General features: G+C 65.5%; 13 protein-coding genes and 1 pseudogene. 6 read left to right on the forward strand and 8 right to left on the reverse strand.

What is annotated here, in order from left to right; translation table 11 throughout:
* Positions 1-219 precede the first annotated feature (219 nt).
* Together CEY11_RS23985 and CEY11_RS23990 are read left to right on the forward strand one after the other, a co-directional pair.
* Positions 220-1,194 (forward strand): Bug family tripartite tricarboxylate transporter substrate binding protein, encoded by a 975-nt coding sequence (locus CEY11_RS23985; protein ID WP_088605959.1) that lies wholly within the window; start codon positions 220-222, stop codon positions 1,192-1,194.
* Positions 1,191-2,681 (forward strand): amidase family protein, encoded by a 1,491-nt coding sequence (locus CEY11_RS23990; protein ID WP_088605960.1) that lies wholly within the window; start codon positions 1,191-1,193, stop codon positions 2,679-2,681. Before CEY11_RS23985 ends, CEY11_RS23990 begins: the two co-directional genes overlap by 4 nt.
* A 23-nt stretch (positions 2,682-2,704) precedes the next feature.
* Here CEY11_RS23990 and CEY11_RS23995 read toward each other — a convergent pair whose 3' ends face one another.
* From CEY11_RS23995 to CEY11_RS24015, 5 genes and pseudogenes are all read right to left on the reverse strand, one after another.
* On the reverse strand, positions 2,705-3,835 hold the full coding sequence (locus tag CEY11_RS23995) for an FAD-dependent monooxygenase (RefSeq protein WP_088605976.1): 1,131 nt from the start codon (positions 3,833-3,835) through the stop codon (positions 2,705-2,707).
* A 44-nt stretch (positions 3,836-3,879) separates the two neighbouring features.
* Complete coding sequence (locus CEY11_RS24000; protein WP_408608162.1) at positions 3,880-4,347, reverse strand: acyl-CoA thioesterase; 468 nt, start codon at positions 4,345-4,347, stop codon at positions 3,880-3,882.
* Positions 4,344-6,044 carry an AMP-binding protein gene (locus CEY11_RS24005; RefSeq protein ID WP_088605962.1) on the reverse strand — a complete coding sequence of 567 codons (1,701 nt, stop codon included), beginning with the start codon at positions 6,042-6,044 and terminating at the stop codon, positions 4,344-4,346. Before CEY11_RS24005 ends, CEY11_RS24000 begins: the two co-directional genes overlap by 4 nt.
* A 26-nt stretch (positions 6,045-6,070) precedes the next feature.
* Positions 6,071-6,927, reverse strand: a pseudogene (locus tag CEY11_RS26135) (VOC family protein).
* A gap of 216 nt (positions 6,928-7,143) precedes the next feature.
* Positions 7,144-8,427, reverse strand: a complete 1,284-nt coding sequence (locus CEY11_RS24015) for an alpha/beta hydrolase family protein (protein WP_088605963.1) — start codon at positions 8,425-8,427, stop codon at positions 7,144-7,146.
* Positions 8,428-8,813: 386 nt separating this feature from the next.
* On the opposite strand from CEY11_RS24015, the gene CEY11_RS24020 reads away from it, so the two are divergent.
* Positions 8,814-9,527 carry a TetR/AcrR family transcriptional regulator gene (locus CEY11_RS24020; RefSeq protein WP_233155056.1) on the forward strand — a complete coding sequence of 238 codons (714 nt, stop codon included), beginning with the start codon at positions 8,814-8,816 and terminating at the stop codon, positions 9,525-9,527.
* A gap of 66 nt (positions 9,528-9,593) precedes the next feature.
* Here CEY11_RS24020 and CEY11_RS24025 read toward each other — a convergent pair whose 3' ends face one another.
* Positions 9,594-10,547 carry a LysR family transcriptional regulator gene (locus CEY11_RS24025; protein WP_088605964.1) on the reverse strand — a complete coding sequence of 318 codons (954 nt, stop codon included), beginning with the start codon at positions 10,545-10,547 and terminating at the stop codon, positions 9,594-9,596.
* 204 nt (positions 10,548-10,751) lie between these two features.
* Here CEY11_RS24025 and CEY11_RS24030 point away from each other — a divergent pair, with 204 nt between their 5' ends.
* Together CEY11_RS24030 and CEY11_RS24035 are read left to right on the forward strand one after the other, a co-directional pair.
* Complete coding sequence (locus CEY11_RS24030) at positions 10,752-11,717, forward strand: Bug family tripartite tricarboxylate transporter substrate binding protein (protein WP_158215430.1); 966 nt, start codon at positions 10,752-10,754, stop codon at positions 11,715-11,717.
* Positions 11,718-11,779: 62 nt separating this feature from the next.
* Positions 11,780-13,315: a sulfatase-like hydrolase/transferase gene (locus CEY11_RS24035; protein WP_088605966.1), complete on the forward strand. Its 1,536-nt coding sequence runs from the start codon at positions 11,780-11,782 to the stop codon at positions 13,313-13,315.
* Positions 13,316-13,331: 16 nt separating this feature from the next.
* On the opposite strand, the gene hpaD is transcribed toward CEY11_RS24035, so the two are convergent.
* Positions 13,332-14,186 carry a 3,4-dihydroxyphenylacetate 2,3-dioxygenase gene (gene hpaD / locus CEY11_RS24040; protein WP_088605967.1) on the reverse strand — a complete coding sequence of 285 codons (855 nt, stop codon included), beginning with the start codon at positions 14,184-14,186 and terminating at the stop codon, positions 13,332-13,334.
* Positions 14,187-14,299: 113 nt separating this feature from the next.
* Positions 14,300-15,766: a 5-carboxymethyl-2-hydroxymuconate semialdehyde dehydrogenase gene (gene hpaE, locus CEY11_RS24045; protein WP_088605968.1), complete on the reverse strand. Its 1,467-nt coding sequence runs from the start codon at positions 15,764-15,766 to the stop codon at positions 14,300-14,302.
* A 391-nt stretch (positions 15,767-16,157) separates the two neighbouring features.
* Here hpaE and CEY11_RS24055 point away from each other — a divergent pair, with 391 nt between their 5' ends.
* Entirely contained in the window at positions 16,158-16,574 is a 417-nt protein-coding gene (locus CEY11_RS24055; RefSeq protein ID WP_233155057.1) for a 5-carboxymethyl-2-hydroxymuconate Delta-isomerase, read from the forward strand.
* Positions 16,575-16,736: the final 162 nt, after the last annotated feature.

Raw genomic sequence — 16,736 nt, forward strand, 5'->3', positions numbered from 1 at the left:
GATTGCGTCTATCCAAGGCCTGCCTGCCAGCAAGAGGCGCCCTTACTGGCAGGCAGCACCAGATACGTGATTCTAGATTGGAATCAATATCCGATATTTTTTCATTATATTTTCATCATTGGGTTCTTTACCATGCCAATCACAACGTAGCCGGAACGGCCAGAGCCGACAACAGGCCGGGCCCTTTCTTCATCCATTGAATCGAATCAGGTGCCTGATATGAAGATTCTGCGACATGCGCTGTGCGCGCTGCTGCCATTGCTGTTCACTGCCGCGGCGCACGCCGAGCCCTATCCATCGAGACAAATCCAGATCATCACGCCCGGCGCGCCCGGCGGCTCTCTGGATGTGCTGCTACGCATTATTTCCGAGCCCCTGGCAAAAAGCCTCGGACAGCCCGTGCTGATCATGAACAAGACAGGAGCCGGCGGCCTCATTGCCGTCAACGAAGCGGCGCGCGCCCGTCCGGACGGTTATACGCTGCTGTTCACGCAAGCAGGGGCGGTAACCATCAGCCCGGCTATGAACCAACTGCAGGCGCTTTCCATCTTGCGCAAACTGCAGCCGGTCACCCAGGTTTCGACGCTCTCAGTGCTGCTGACCGCCAATGCCTCGGTACCGGCCAAAAACCTGCGGGAACTGGTGCAGCTGGCCAAGGAGCGCACCCAGCGTCTCAGCTACGCCACCGCGGGTAATCAATACAGCCTGACATATCTGTACTCTCTGCTGTTTTCGGATCGTGCCGGCATCAAGCTGCTGTTTGTTCCCTACAAGACATCCACGCAGGCCCTGACAGACCTGGCCTCGGGGCAGATAAACCTTATGTTCGATGCGAGCACGGCGCAATATCCCGAAATCGTGTCGGGCCGGGTTCGCCCCCTGGCGGTGTTCGGGAAAACGCGTTCCGCCTTGCTTCCGGACGTTCCCACCGCGGCCGAGCAAGGATTCGATGTGGTTCAAGGAGAAGGCTGGTATGGGCTACTGGCCCCGGCCGGAGCGCCGGCCGCGGCCGTGCACAAGATCAACTCGGCCTTGCTCGAAATTCTGGAAAGGCCCGAAATACGCGCCAGGATCCGCCAGCTCGACATGCATGTCTCGGCCCTGCCCCCCGACAAATTCAAGACGGTGATCGAAGCCGACGCCAGGAGATGGTCGAAACTCATCGCAGACAAGCACATTGCCGAGGGTAAATGAACATGACGCTCGGCCAAGGAGAAAATTGCACCGCCGCACTGCACACGATGACGGCTTGCGAGCTGATCGACGCGATCCGGACGCGCCGCCTCAGCTCGCTGGAAGCGACGCGATATTTCATCGACCGGATCGAACGGCTCGACCCCGGCATCAACGCCGTGCCGGTACGTGACTTCGACCGGGCGCTCGAGGCCGCCCGGCAAGCCGACAGCGCCCTCGGCCGCGGCCACGCCTGCGGCGCCCTGCATGGGCTGCCCATGACCGTGAAGGAGTCATTCTTCGTAGAAGGCCTGCCCACCACACTGGGCAACCCCGCCTGGGCGAGCAATATGGCGGCGGCCGACTCCACCACCATCCGTAAAGTACGCAAGGCGGGAGCCATCATCCTGGGCAAATCGAATGTGCCACTCATGTGTGCGGACTGGCAATCGAGCAATTCGGTGTACGGGGTCACACACAATCCCTGGCGCCACAATTACTCGCCGGGCGGATCTTCGGGAGGGGCGGCGGCGGCGCTGGCCATGGGCCTGAGCCCGATGGAGCTGGGCAGCGACCGGGCGGGATCGATCCGGGTTCCGGCCGCATTCTGCGGCGTGTACGGGCACAAGCCCACCTGGGGCGCGGTGTCCGGCCTGGGCGATTCCCCGCACGGACACGTGTCCGCCTCGGATATCGCAACCGCCGGCCCCATGGGCAAAAGCGCGCAAGACCTGGCCATCTTCCTGCGCGTTCTGGCACAAGGCGGCGACTCCCCGATGGACATACGGAGCATGGAACTGCCGCCACCACGCGCCGCCACGCTGAAAGACTATCGAATAGCGGTCTGGCCGGGCGACCCGGCCGTTAAGACTAGCGAAGAAATCACCGCCAAACTGACAAACCTGCTGGGCTCGCTGGGCGGCCTCTGCCGCTCGACAACACGGTTCCAGCCATTCTTCGACCCAGCCCAGGCGAGAAAGGTCTACAGCATTCTGCGCACGGCGGCAGTGGTCACGGGCAAATCCGTCGGCATGCTGGACGAATACCGGAAAATCGCGCAGTCGCATCCCGAAGAGACCAGCGTGCTTGGACGCCATGCCCGGGCGGCCCTGATCGCGCATCACGAATGGGCCGGCCACAACGAATGGCGCAACCGCCTGCGCGCAGCCTGGCGGGAATTCTTCAGCCGCTGGGACATACTGATCTGCCCGGCAACGTTGCGCGACGCCTTTCCCATCTACCCGGACAACGCACCCGAAACACGCACACTGCAAGTGGACGGCGAGGAAATCGATTATTACGACCAGGAATTCTGGCCAGGCATCATCGGGATGTGCTACCTGCCTTCGACCTCGATGCCCCTGGGCCTTTCCCGCCAGGGCCTGCCGGTCGGCGTGCAAGTCGTTGCGGCCGAAGGGTACGATTTCGACGCCATACACGTCGCGGGCCTGCTGCAGCATGAACTGTTCCCGGGCCCGCTCATGACACCGTCCGAGCCTCAGGGTTGAGGCCAGCTGGGCACTACACAAGGTCAGGGCGCCGGCGCGGCCTCGTATCGCGCCACCAGCTCCGGGTCGCGCTCGCGCAGGTCTTCATGGCCGACCCTCCCGGTGCGGCGCATATAGTCGTAGGCGAACGGGATCGGATCCAGTGCCATCTTGCCGGCAATATTCTCGTACCAGCCCAGGCTTTTCGCGGCGGCTTCCTGGAACGTCGCCGAAGCCGGGCGGCGGATGCTTTCGAAGTCGGCAAAAGCCGCAGCGACATCGCTGCCGTGGCGGGCGAAAGCCGCCTGCAGCGCGATAGCGTCCTGCATGGCCATGCGAGTGCCCGACCCCAGCGAGAAATGCACCGTGCGCAGGGCATCGCCCAGCAGCACGATATTGCCATGCGTCCACCTGGCATTGCGCACCACGCTGGCCTGGAACCAGGACGAACGGTTCGACAGCAATTCGTTGCTGCCCAGCTCGGGCGCGAACACCGCCTCGCAGTATTTGCGGCTTTCCTCGTCGCTGGCCTGATCCAGGCCGGCGCGCCGCCAGGTATCGGGGTCGGTCTCGACCAGGAAGGTGCTCAGCTCCTTGCTGTACTGGTAGCTGTGGGCAATGAAAATGCCGTCCGCGTTTTCCTTGAAGATGAGCGAGACGGGATGGAACAGCTGCCGCGTGCCATACCAGGCGAACTTGTTGCGGCGCGTCTCGATCTCGGGCTGGAAGTGCTCGGCATGGCGGCTGCGCACGGCGCTGTTGACGCCGTCGGCGGCTACGATCAGGTCGGGCGAACCGAGGCTGGCTAGGTCGCCGACGCGCGTGCCGAACTGCAGCTCGACTCCGGCCTTGCGGCATTCGTCCTGCAAGACCCCCAGCAGGGCGATGCGGGGGGCGCGCGAAAAATGATTGTTCTTCACCTGCACATGTACGCCGCGATGCACGATCTCCATGTAGTCGCAGCGCTCGTGGCCGGCGGTGAACTTGCGGTAGAAGTCAGCATCGGCGTCCGCCAGGAAGCCCAGCGCCACGTCCGAGAACACCACGCCCCAGCCGTAGGTCGCGTCGGCGCGGTTCTGTTCGTAGACGCGGATGCGATGGCGCGCGTCATGCTTTTTCATCAACAGCGCGAAATACAAGCCGGCGGGGCCGCCACCTATGATTGCTATGTCCATTTCAGGTTCCTCGATGATGTAGGATTCGGGCGTGTTCGCCGGGCTCAAGCCGACGGCTGGCCGCACTGATCCCGGTATGCCTGCAGCGCCTGGCGGAAGATTGCGGGGATCTCGATGCCGCGCCGTTCACCGCGCGCCACGCAGATCGGCGTCAGGCAGGCAATGAAGACATCCTCGCCCCGCAGGTCGACGCCGCGCATCAGCAGCTCGTAGGAACGGCTGCGGATCTCGCCGACGCGAACCTCGATCTCGAATTCGTCGTCCGGGCGCAGCGAACGCCGGAAATCGAAAGTCAATGCGCGACTGGGCGTGCCGAAGCCGTGCCGATCCTTGGCATGCTGCGACCCCTCGCCGAGCAGCTGCGCATAGAACGCCTCCGCTGCGGCGATGACGTAATCGGCGAAGGTGGCGGTGTAGACCACGCCGGCCGGATCGCAGTCCCCCCATTTGACGGTGCGCCGCACGGCGAACGGCATCGTCCGCGCCACGTATTCCATGCATTTCATGTTCATGAGCGCCGCTCCCCGCCAGCCCTTGTCTCTTCGCTCAGGCGCTCGGCGATCAATTTGCGCAGCGCCACCTTGTCGACCTTGCCCACGCGCGTGGTCGGGAATTCCTCGACGACCTCTATCCGCTCCGGGCACTTGAACTTCGCCAGGCCGCGCCCCAGCAGGAATTCGGCCAGCTCGCGCACGTCCGGCGCGCGGTGGCCGGGGCGCAGCACCAGGTAGGCGCAGGCGCGCTCGCCGTAGATGGGATCGGGCATGGCCACCAGCTTGGTGTCGGAAACCGCCGGATGCTGGCTGATGTGGCCCTCTATTTCTTCGCAGCCGATCTTCTCGCCGCCGCGGTTGATGTTGTCGCGCAGCCGGCCTTCGAAGGCATAGCACGAGCGGCCTTCGATGCGGCGGCCGGCGCCCCGGTGCTCGGTCACCATGTCGCCGGAGCGCACGAAGCCGTCGGCGGTCAGGGTGTCGCGCGTGGCGGCCTCGTCGCCGTAGTAGGCCGTGAGGCTGGAAGGGCCGCGAAAGCACAGTTCGCCCATGGTTCCGGGCGCGACGGGGCGGTCGGTGCCTGGCTCCAGCACCTTGATCTCGTCCTGGTCGCAGCCAGACGCGCCCTGGGTATGGTGCCGGACGAACGCCGGGTCATCGGCCGAAGCGCCCAGCAGCAGCCCTTCGGTGATGCCGTACAAGTTGGAGCAGGGCACGCCCAGGTGGGCCTCGAGCAGGTCGGCACGGCTCATGGTGGCGAACAGGCGCAGCGACGAAAGATCGTAGCGCGCCACATGCGGGTAGGCGATCAGCCGCGGTGCGATCGGCCCTATCGACAGGCCGTGCGTCACGCGGTGCTGTTCGATCAGTTCCAGCATGCGCACGATGTCGACCTGAGGCATGAGCACTGTAGTCACGCCCAGCAACATGGTGGGCACCAGGGCATAGAGCTGCCCGGCATTGTGCATCAGGGACAGGGACCAGATCACGCGCGACGAGGAATCGATGGCGTAGCGCCGCGACCACCCTGCCGCGTGCCCCAGGTATTCGCCGTGGAAGCGCGGGATGATCTTCGGCAAGCCGGTCGAGCCGCCCGACAGCTGGAAGCTGAGCACGTCGCGAGGGCCGATGGCGACATCTTTCAGGCGCGCGCGCGCCGCCGGCGCCGCCTGGCCCGATATCAGGTCTTCCAGCGCATGGCCTTCTTGGGCCGCGCCCGCGCCCCGTGCCACGATCAGATGTTCGACTACAGGGTACTGCTGCATCATTCCATGCGCGAAGCCGACCAGGTCGAACTGGCTGAAGTCGGCCTGAACCACATAGGCGCGCGCTTGCGACATCTCGATCAGCTTGCCAATTTCGGCACTGCGGTATTGCGGGATGGCGCACACCGGCACCACGCCCGCCTTGTAGCTGGCCATCAGAGCGATCGCGGTTTCCCGCGCGGTGCCCATCTGGAATATGGCCCGGTCGCCCGGCGCCAGCCCCAGGTTCAGCAGCGCGGCAGCCAGGCGTTCGCTGCGATCGTCCAGCTCGGCGTAGCTCAAATTGCCCTCGTCGGTGATGTAGGCGGGGCGGTCGGGGTACTTGGCCGCAGTCTTGCGCAGCGCCCCACCCAGGGTGTCGTCGACCCAGGCGCCGCAGCGCAGGTAGTGTGCGGCCTGCTCTGCGCTGCGGTAGGCCACCCCCGGCACAGGGTTGAGTATGTCTCCCATGGTTTTCTCCTTGCTCGCTGTTTTCCTTAGGGCTCGATGCGAACCACGTCTCGGTCGAAGCGCGTGATGCGGCCCTGCAGGCCGCCAGTGAACAGGCCATACCAGATGGCCGGCTTGAGCCCCAGCGCCTTCCTGCCGAACTCGATCGGGCCCTGCGCCTCGATCAGCTCGTAACCCGGCGGGCATTGCCTGACCGTGCATTGCGGCATGCCGCGCGCGGCCTCGGCCAGGCCGGCGAATTCGGGCACTTGCGGCACGAAGATGCGGATGCGGGGCCCGTTCATGCTGCTTCTCCCATGCGATCGAGCAGCAGCCGCGCCTTGCGCGCCCAGACTGCATCGATGGGCCCGAGCCGCGCTACGCCGCCGGCCTCGTCTTCCAGCTCCATGGCCGCCTGCAGGGTCAGGGCGGCATCGTCCGCGTCGAGCGAGCCCAGCGGCCGCAGCTTGCGCGTGATCTCTATGAAATAGCCGTTGGGGTCGCGGAAATAAATCGACTCGATGACTTCGTGGCGAGTCTCCACCGAGACTTCCACCCCTTTTGCCTCCAGGCGCCGCTTCCAGGCCTGCAGCTCTTGTTCGCCGTCGACCTGCCATGCGGTGTGCGTGGCGTCGAACACATGATCCTGCGGCCAGGGCCTGGCCTTTTCCCGGCCCTGCAGGGATTCTGGCGCCTGCGACCCCAGGTAATAGAAGAAGGCGATGGTGCTGCCCTTGCCGCTGTCGAAGAAGAAGTGCAGGAAATCGGGGTGGGTGGCGGGCCCCCAGCCGCGCGCGGAAATAGTGTGGATCAAGGGCAGGCCCAGGATATCGCGGTAGAACTCCACCGTTTCCCTGAGCTTCCAGGTAGGGCGTGCGCTGTGATCCACGCCGCGCAGCACCAGGCTGCCGGAGGCCGGCGCCGCCGGCGTGCCGGCCTGGTGCTGCGCGGCCGGGGCTTGCCTGCCGCCATTCGGGGCGCCTGCGGCGCCGGATGAGCGATGGTTGCGCTCGCCTGCGCCCTGGAGGGCAGGGCTGGCGCTCGGTTTCATGGTCATGATCGAGTCCTCGCGAATACGACGGATATGAATTAAGTGGGCGCGAATTGCGGGCCGGCCCGCCTATAGGGCGAACTGCTGGCGCAGCCAGTCTTGGATCAGGCGGCCGGCCACATAGCGGCCAGGCTCTTCGTCCGGCGCCAGGGCGCGGCCGTGATGGTCGCCGCGCACGCGCTCGTGGCGCTTGTCGGCCGCCCCCAGCGCGTCGTGGATTTGACGGATCGTGCCCGGAAAGCAGGCTTGATCGCCGGTGTATTCCACCAGTAGCGTGGGCTGCCTGATGGACGGCGCGGTCTTGGCCAGCAGCGCGTTGGAAGAAATCCCGGACCAGGTCGACAGCCAGCTTTCCGGGGAACACAGGCGCGCAAAGCCCACCGACCCGTAGTTGGATGCGTAGGGATCCCGCCCCCAGAGCGAGCCGTACTTGCGGTCGGACGGATCCAGCGACAGGTCGCGGCAGCGCAGATCCGCGTCGGTGCGCCAGATTTCCATGACCTGGGTATGGGCGCCGAGGCGGCGATCCGGCAATGTTCCGGCGGCCTTGGCCCGGCCGCGCGCCTGCATGCGCGCGGCGATCAGCTCGTGCGCCCGCGCGTCCAGGCGGGCGACGCGGTCGCGCTGCGCCCGGCGATAGCGCTCGACGAAGGCGGGCGCGTAGCGCGCGCCTTGCGGCGGCTCGGCATAGCCGTTGGCCGGATCGAAGGGGTCGAGCGAGGCATCTACCGACAAGGGATCGGACTCGTCGGCCACGGACGGGTCTATGCACTGCATCAGCAACGCGCCCTGGCCCGGATGGGGCGCCAGCAGGATCATGCCGTCGGGCTGCGGCATGTCGAGCGTTTCCAGTCGCGTGGCGCGCCCCCCCGGCGTACGCGCCAGGCGTTCGGCGGGCGCCAGCGCCGCTTGCTGCGCATACAGCGCATACAGGCCGCTGCCACCCGAATTGCCCAGCAGCACGATGCGCTCGAAGCCGGCCTGGCGCAGGAATTCCAGGCCCGCCGCCACGTCGTACAGCGCAAATTCGTGCTCCAGCCTCAAGTCGTTGCCCACGGAACGCGGCCACTGCGACCAGGCGGCGTAGCCGGCTCCGACGATATCGGGAATGGCGTAATGGCAGGCCATGAACTCCCGCGGATGCATGATGCAGACCACTGTGCGCGCAGTGCCGGCGGGCAGATACAGCGCACCGCCGGTCGCGGCGCCGTCACGGGTGCGCAACACCACATTGCGGGTAGTGGCGCCATCGGGCAGCCCGCGCGGATTCCAATCGGTGTTGAGCAGCCCGGCGGTGGCCTCGCCGTTTGCCTGCCGCCCGGCGCTGCCGGGCTGGTTCGGGGTTCCTGTCATGGTGGTCTCCTGTTTTCTGATTAGACATTCTAGACTATTTTTTGACATATATGTCAAATAAATTTGTGACAGCGTGCTCGAATACATGCGCAGGCCTGTCAAACATGGTTCCGGGCCCGCACCGCAGCGGCCGCCAAACAGCCCGGACAGGACGGGGCGGCGCGCCCTGGCGGCCGCCCGCCAGCACTGCTTTTTCATTCCTATGCGCCGACCGGTGGCTGTCGACGAATTTGACATAGGTGTCAAGCGTCTCTAGCATTCCGTCTAGGCAGCCTTCTGCCCAGAGCCATCTCTTGAAATGAAACAGCCCGCCAGCGGGCCGGCCGGCGCGGTATGCGCTCCACGTCCCGCCGCCGGATTCTTCCCTTCTTTCACAAGCGCCGAACGTGCCCACGACACCGTCCCGCAAATCCCCGTCCGCGCTGAAATCGACGCGCCGCGAACTGCTGCGGGAATCCATCCTGGAAGCAGCCTCCAATCTGTTCATCCAGCGCGGCTTCCAGGGCACCAGCATGGGCGACATCGCAGAGGCCATGGGGGTGACCCGGACAGCTCTGTACTACTACTTCCGCAACAAGGAAGCCATACTGCAGGAGCTGGTGAGCGAGGTCACCGTCATGGCCGGCAAACTGGCCGCACAGGCGGCCGACCCGCAGGCCGATCCGGCACAGGCCCTACGGCAGATGGTGAAGCAGCACGCCCGCCTGATACTCAGCCATCCAGTGCAGTTTCGCGTGGTCGAGCGCAATGAAGAAAACCTGCCCGCAGCGCTGCACAAAAGCGCGCAGGCCGCCCGCAGGCAGGTACTGGATCGCTTCGAACACACGCTGCAGGCCGGCATGCAGGCCGGTCAGTTCCAGGTGGTGGCCCCAAAGATCGCAGCATTTGCCATCCTCGGCATGTGCAACTGGTGCGCATGGTGGTTCGACCCCGCCGGCGCCGTGCCCCAGGAAGACGTGGCGGACATGCTGGCGCAATTCGCCTTGCGCGCCGTCACCGGCGCAGATGAAGCGTCCCGGCCCAGCGGCAACAGCGTCGACGCCTCGCTGCGCCGGCTGCGCGAAGACCTGGCCCTGCTGGAAAAGCGGCTGCAGGGATAAGAGCCGCTTCGCTCCTTGATGGGCGAGCTTTTTGTGGCCGTGCGGCTCCGCTAGTATGAACAGGCCTTAGCTCTGTGCCGACGTCTTCAATTCCTGCGCGCTCGTCTGCAGGCTCTGGATCATGGCGGCCAGCGCGGGAGACGGGGCCAGGCCGCGCAGCGTGATGATGCCGATGGGCCCGAATACCGGCGGCAGCGCCAGGGGCAGCGCGGCAAGCAGCCCGCGCCGCTGATATTCACGGCCGACGGCGGCGGGGAATATGCCCAGCGCGCCGGCGGTTTCCATCAGCGCAAGGTTGTTGAGTATCGAAGCCGATCGGGCCAATACCCGGGGCTCGATCCGGTGGCGATCCAGCAGCAGGATCAAGGCATCGTGCACGGGCGAACCCTCGGGCGGCAGTATCCATGGATAGTCCCCCAGGTCGCGCCAGCTCAAGGCGCTTTTGTGTGCCGTCAGCGGATGGCCCGGCGCCACCGCCAGCACCATGGGCTCTTCGAGCAAAGCTGCCTGCTCATAAGCAGCACCGGCCGTGGCGCGCCCGAGACGGGCCACCACCACATCGAGGCGGCGCGCCTCCAGGGCGGGCAGCAGCGACTCGACCGACGCTTCGTGGATCGTCACCGTCAGGCCCGGGGCAGACTGCCGCAACAGTACCAGGCCGCGCGGCACCAGGCAGACGGCGGATGAAGAATTCGTACCCAGGCGAAGCTCTCCGGCCAATTGGTCGCCCGATGCCTCCAGCTCATCCCCAAGCCGGCCGAGATCGCCCAGAATCCAACGTGCATGGCGGATGAGGATCTCGCCCTGGGGGGTAGGCAAAGCCCCCTTGGCGGTGCGCTCGAACAGGCGCGCACCGACCATGGCCTCGAGCTCCGCCAGCATCTTGGATGCGCCGGGCTGGGTGGTAGCCAGGCGCCCCGCCGCTTCAGCCTGATTACGCACGTCGGCCAGCACGACCAGCAGCTTCAGATGCCGCAATTTCAATCTGCTGCGTAGATACCAGTCCCCATCCAGCATCATTTCTTCCTCTCAAAGGAACGGCTCCGCGCCCGGCCACGACCTGACGCTCCACTAGCAACTTATCCATTTTTGAATATTACTTCATAAAAATATCATTAGACAGGCATGTTCTCGCCCACCTACCATGGCCGCATCAAACCCGTGATGACGGCCCGGCACACAAGCCACTACAACGTCGGCCATCACAATCAAAGGAGACATCCCATGCCTACCCTAGTGCACGCCTGCCGCGCCATCCTGGCGCTGGCACTCTGCAGCCTCGCCGTCCCTGCCCTGGCTGCCGGCTATCCCGATCGTCCAATCACATTCATCGTTCCCACTACGCCCGGCGGAGCAGGCGACACCGTGTGCCGGGAATTGGCCGAAAGCATGGCGAAAAAACTGGGGCAGCCCATCATCGTCGAGAACAAGCCCGGAGCGGGCGGAATCATCGGCTCCAAGCTCGCGGCCAAGGCCGCGCCCGATGGCTACACCATCGTCCTGGGCATCGATTCGGCACTCGCCGTATCGCCGTACCTGCTCGGTGCGCTGCCCTATCACCCCAAGCGGGACTTCGCCCCCATCGGTCAGATAGGCACCGTCCAGTTCATGCTGGTGGCGGCCCCCGGCAGCGGGATCGACTCCACCGCCGCGCTGATCGCCCGCGCCAAGGCGGCCCCGGGCCGCATTCCGTATGCGTCCGGGGGCACTGGATCGGTGCATCAATTGGCCATGGAGATTTTCGAGAAGGATGCAGGCATAAAACTCGAACACATTCCCTACAAGGCCGCGCCGCAAGGCTTCGCCGACCTGATGGGCGATCATGTATCGGTCATGTTCATCGCCGTGGGCACGGGCCTGCCGGCGGCGGCCAGCGGCCGGGTGCGGGCACTGGGCTATGCCGGCACTCACGCAAAAGACGGCATGCAGCCGCTGTCCAAGACCGTACCCGGCTTTTCGTTCGAGAGCTGGTTCGGCCTGTTCGCTCCTCGTGGAACCCCGGCTCCCGTCGTCGCCAGGCTGTCGTCCGCCCTGAAGGCCGCTTTGCAGGATCCCGCCGTGGCGTCGAAATTCATCACCGCCGGCGTCGAGCCTACGTGGTCGAGCCCTGCAACACTGGAACATCGGCTGGCGCGCGACATCGACACTTATCATGGACTGCTGGCGAAACTACAGGCCAATGCGGGCTGAACCGCGGCAGCCGTCCCGGGCCCGGGGAATTCCCAACGATACTTCAACCCAGCTGCCACACCATGCATGAGCCTGCACCTCCAAACATTATTCTGATTACTTCCGACCAGCATCGCGGCGACTGTTTCGGCTTCGAGGGCCGCCGGGTGAAGACTCCACACCTGGATCGGCTGGCCGCGGAAGGCACGCGCTTCTCGGCCTGCATCACGCCGAATCTGGTGTGCCAGCCGGCCCGCGCCTCGATGCTGACTGGGCTGCTGCCCCTGACACATGGCGTACGCGACAACGGCATAGACCTGCCCAGCGCAACGGGCGAACACGGTTTTGCGGGCAGCCTGTCCAGGGCCGGATACAAGACGGGCCTGATAGGCAAGGCCCATTTCTCTTCGCACCAGACATTCGCCAAGACCGGCCGGCCCGAGTGCCAATCGAGCCAGGCCGACTTCGGCCCCGGCTGGAACGGGCCCTACATGGGTTTCGAGCACGTGGAGCTGATGGTCGAAGGCCACAACTACTGGCTGCCGGGGCATCCTCCGCAGGGCCTGCACCATTCCCGCTGGTACTACTGCGACGGGCTGGGCGAAGAACGCAACCGCCTTTACTCCATGGATCTCGGCCCGGCGACGGGCGCTCCGCAGACCTTCTATTCCGGCCTGCCGCCGGCATGGCACAACTCCACCTGGGTCGGCGACCGCAGCATCGAATACCTGCGCGAGCATCGGCAAGAACCGTTCTTTCTGTGGGCCTCCTTCGCCGATCCGCATCACCCCTTCGACTGCCCGGAGCCATGGTCGCGACTGCACGCTCCGGAAGACGTCGACCTGCCGGCGCATCGCTGCACGGACTTCGATCGGCGCCCCTGGTGGCACCGGGCCAGCATGGAAAGCACACCGCTGGGCAGCGACGAGGTGCGCCGGCTGCGCCAGGGCTTTTCGCGCATACCCACCCTGCCGGACGGGCCGCTGCGCCACGTCGTCGCCAACTACTACGGCATGATCGCGCTGATCGACCACCAGGTCGGCCGGATCCGCGAGGCGCTGCGCCAATACGGGCTGCAGGACAACACTCTGGTCGTGTTCACGTCGGATCATGGCGACTGGCTGGGCGACCACGGCCTGATGCTCAAGGGCCCCATGCCCTACGAGGGCGTGCTGCGCGTCGGCCTGATCTGCGCCGGCTCGGGAGTGGCGGCGGGCAAGATTGTCGCCGATCCGGTCTCCACCCTGGATCTGGCGGCCACGTTCACCGACTACGGCCAGGCCGCGGCTCTGGGCCCCACCCATGGCCACAGTCTGAGGCCCATGCTGGAGAATGCGGCGGCGAGCCGCGACTACGCCTACAGCGAATGGGACGTCGCCGCCTCGCGCTGCGGCGTGGAGCTGCAGCTCAGGACGGCCCGGACGCGCGACTGGAAACTGACCCTAGAGCTGAATTCGGGCGCCGGCGAACTCTACTGCCTGAGGGACGACCCGCAGGAAATGGATAATCTGTTCGATAGCGCCGGCCACGCCGCCGTGCGAAAAGAACTGGCGGACATGATAGCCAGCCGTCCGGACGACGCCCTGGCCCGGCCGCTGCAGCCGTCGGGTATTGCGTGATGCCTGCCGGGCAGGCCTATACCCGCGGCAGCGGGAACACCGCGTTGATCTGGCCGGTGCCCGAGCTGCAGAAATAGTCGGTGATGATTTCCACCGGGCGGTCGTAATCGTCCCAGCCCAGCAGGCCCAGCAGCATGGCGGTGTCGTGCATGCCGCCCTCGCCTTCGCAAAGATCGGCATATTCGGGCAGCATCTTGCAAAACGTCTTCCAGTCGCCGCTGCGCCATAAGTCCACCACGCGCAGGTCGACCTGGCGGAAGAACTCGCGGCTGATCTGGTGGATGGCCTCTTCGGGGCTGCCGTTGTCGTTGAAGCGGTGCGACAGCGAGCCGCTGGCCAGCACCGCGACGTTGCTGTCGCTGCGTTCGATGGCCTCGAGCACCGCGGCGCCGAAGCGGCGGCTGTCCTGCAGATTGTGCCAGGCGCACCAGGCCGCCACCGACACCACCTTGAAGTGCTGGTCGGAATTCATGTAGCGCATGGGCACCAGCGTGCCGTATTCCAGTTCCAGGCTGTCGATTTCGTGCGAGCGCGTGGCCACGCCCTTGGCGCTGGCGGTCTCGGCGATGAGCCGGCCCAGTTCCGGATTGCCCGGATAGGCGTAGCTCATGTCCTTGATGAAGTGCGGCAGCTCGTTGCTGGTGTAGGTGCCGGCAAACCGGCTGTTGCAGTTGACGTGATAGCCGGCATTGACCAGCCAGTGCACGTCGAACACCACGATGGTGTCCACGCCCAGCTCGCGGCAGCGCTGGCCTATGGCGCGATGGCCCTGGATGGCGGCCTCGCGGCAGCCGTGGTGCGGCCCCGGCATTTCCGACAGATACAGCGACGGCACATGCGTAACCTTGGCCGCCAGCGACAACTTACCCATGTCTCTCTCCTGGATCGCCGCCCTGGAAAGGCGGCGCACACGGCCGCGGCGAGGGGCCGAGGCCGGCGGTCGCGCCCGTGGCCCGCCTTACGCGCGCCGCGGGCGCTGCGGATTCATACGCCCCACTTGGGGATGTGATGGCTGCCCATGGACACGCATACGTTCTTGACGTCGGCGAAGACCTCGAAGCTGTATTCGCCGCCCTCGCGTCCGATGCCCGAGTCCTTGACGCCGCCGAAGGGCTGGCGCAGGTCGCGCACGTTCTGGCTGTTGACGAACACCATGCCGGCCTCGATGCCGCGCGCCAGGCGATGCGCCTTGCCCAGGTCGTTGGTCCAGATGTAGGACGCCAGGCCGTAGCGCACGTCGTTGGCCAGGGCCAGGCCCTCGGCCTCGTCCTTAAACGGAATCAGGCAGACCACCGGGCCGAAGATCTCTTCCTGGGCACAGCGCATGCGGTTGTCGACGTTGGCCAGCACGGTCGGGCGCACGAAGTTGCCCAGCTTCAGGTGCTCGGGCAGGCCCTCGGGCTTGTCGGCGCCGCCGGACAGAATGCGCGCGCCTTCCTGTTCGGCCAGGCGAATGTAGCCGGTGACCTTTTCCCAATGCTGGCGGGTGATCATCGAGCCGACGTTGGTCTTGGGGTCGGTGGGATCGCCCACCACCAGGCGGCCGGCGCGCTCGGCGAACTTGCGCACGAAGTCGTCGTAGATGGTTTCCTGCACGAAGATGCGCGAACCGGCCGTGCAGCGCTCGCCATTGAGCGAGAAGATGGTGAACAGCGCGGCATCCAGAGCGCGCTCGACGTCGGCATCGTCAAACACCAGCACCGGCGACTTGCCGCCGAGTTCCATCGAGAACTTCTTGATGCCGCCGGCGTTCTGGATGATTTTCTGGCCCGTGACCGTGCCGCCGGTAAAGGAAATGGCGCGTACGTCGGGATGGCGCACCAGGGCGTCGCCGGCCGTGGCGCCATAGCCCTGCACCACGTTCAGCACGCCGGCCGGAATACCGGCTTCCAGCGCCAGGCGGCCGAGCTGGTCGGCCGTCAGCGGCGACAGTTCCGACATCTTCAGCACCGCCGTATTGCCCAGCGCCAGGCAGGGCGCGGTCTTCCAAGTGGCGGTCATGAACGGCACGTTCCAGGGCGAGATCAGCGCGCATACACCCACCGGCTGGTACAGGGTGTAGTTCAGCATCTGGTCGTCGACCGGATAGGTGTGCCCGTTCATGCGGGTGCAGACCTCGGCGAAGAAATTGAAATTGTGCGAAGCGCGCGGGATCAGCTGCTTGCTAGTCTGCGAAATGGGCAGGCCCGTGTCGCGCGTTTCCAGTTCGGCCAGCATGGGCACGTTCTGGTCGATGAGCTCGCCCAGGCGCCGCATCAGGCGGGCGCGTTCTTTGGCAGGAGTGTTGGCCCAGGCCGGGAAGGAGTCCTTGGCGGCCGCCACGGCGGCCTGGATTTCGGCCGCCTCGCCGGCGGCGACCTCGGCGATGGCTTCGCCCGTGGCCGGGTTGTAGGTGGTGAAACGATCCTTGCTGTCGACTTCCTTGCCGTTGATCCAGTGCTTGATGCTCACGCTGTGCTCCTTACGGGCGTATGCCTGCCCGTGGCGGGGGCGCGCGGCCGAGCCTGGCGCGCCAATTAATTAACAAGTTAATAATCTCTTTTTTCGCGGCGCTTGTCAATGCCTTGCGCGCGCCCGATATGCCCGATATGCCCGATATGCCCGATATGCCCGATATGCCCGATATGCCCGGGCGCGGCTCCGGAGGCGTTGCGGCGGCCTTGCTCCACAAGGCCGGACACCCCAAGGCGGGCGTGGGCCACCCGGCCTGAAACCTCGAGGCAAACAGCGCCCGACCGCAGTCATGCTCCATATCGGCGCATATCGGCGCCATTGACGCTGTCGCGGCTTTTCTTTAACATGTTAATTAGAAAACTCATTCCCACGGAATCGGAGGCCGAGAATGCCCCATATCTGGATCGAATATTCCTCGAACCTGCGCCCGCAGCTCGAGGTTCGCAAACTGATGAAGACCATCCAGGACGCCGCCATCGGCGACGGCAGCGTCTTCCCCCTGGCGGGCGCCCGCACCCGTGGGATCTGCATCGACGACTACTTGATCGTCGACGGCCACCCCGACAACGCCTTCGTCCATCTTACCCTCAAGATCGGCCACGGGCGCGATCTCCAGACCAAGACGCAGCTGGGCGAGCGCGTCTTCGCCGCGCTGCGCGAGGCCACCGCGCCCATCATGGCCGTGCGGCCGCTGGGCCTGAGCCTGCAGATCGACGAAGCCGGCCCGGTGCTGAACTACAAGCACAACAATTACCGAGACTACCTGAAGGCTCGGGCCGCGGCCCAGCAGGAAGGCCAGCCATGAGCGCCGGCCTGGACTACGCCGCGCTTGCAGCCGCAGCCGCGGACGGGCAGCCCCGCACCGTGGTGGGCGCCCTGCTGAACTACCGCCAGACCCTGGAACAACTGGGCGAGGCTGCCAGCCAGCCGCCCTACAAGGCGCCGCCCAAAGCACCCATACTCTACA

The sequence above is a fragment of the Candidimonas nitroreducens genome, assembly GCF_002209565.1.
GTDB classification, from domain to species: domain Bacteria; phylum Pseudomonadota; class Gammaproteobacteria; order Burkholderiales; family Burkholderiaceae_B; genus Candidimonas; species Candidimonas nitroreducens.

Excerpts from the sequence above, each read along its gene's own strand:
- CEY11_RS23985 (WP_088605959.1), top strand. The coding sequence starts at position 220 with ATGAAGATTCTGCGACATGCGCTGTGCGCGCTGCTGCCATTGCTGTTC.
- CEY11_RS23990 (WP_088605960.1), top strand. The coding sequence starts at position 1,191 with ATGAACATGACGCTCGGCCAAGGAGAAAATTGCACCGCCGCACTGCAC.
- CEY11_RS23995 (WP_088605976.1), bottom strand. The coding sequence starts at position 3,835 with ATGGACATAGCAATCATAGGTGGCGGCCCCGCCGGCTTGTATTTCGCG.
- CEY11_RS24000 (WP_408608162.1), bottom strand. The coding sequence starts at position 4,347 with ATGAACATGAAATGCATGGAATACGTGGCGCGGACGATGCCGTTCGCC.
- CEY11_RS24005 (WP_088605962.1), bottom strand. The coding sequence starts at position 6,044 with ATGGGAGACATACTCAACCCTGTGCCGGGGGTGGCCTACCGCAGCGCA.
- CEY11_RS24015 (WP_088605963.1), bottom strand. The coding sequence starts at position 8,427 with ATGACAGGAACCCCGAACCAGCCCGGCAGCGCCGGGCGGCAGGCAAAC.
- CEY11_RS24025 (WP_088605964.1), bottom strand. The coding sequence starts at position 10,547 with ATGATGCTGGATGGGGACTGGTATCTACGCAGCAGATTGAAATTGCGG.
- CEY11_RS24030 (WP_158215430.1), top strand. The coding sequence starts at position 10,752 with ATGCCTACCCTAGTGCACGCCTGCCGCGCCATCCTGGCGCTGGCACTC.
- CEY11_RS24035 (WP_088605966.1), top strand. The coding sequence starts at position 11,780 with ATGCATGAGCCTGCACCTCCAAACATTATTCTGATTACTTCCGACCAG.
- hpaD (WP_088605967.1), bottom strand. The coding sequence starts at position 14,186 with ATGGGTAAGTTGTCGCTGGCGGCCAAGGTTACGCATGTGCCGTCGCTG.
- CEY11_RS24055 (WP_233155057.1), top strand. The coding sequence starts at position 16,158 with ATGCCCCATATCTGGATCGAATATTCCTCGAACCTGCGCCCGCAGCTC.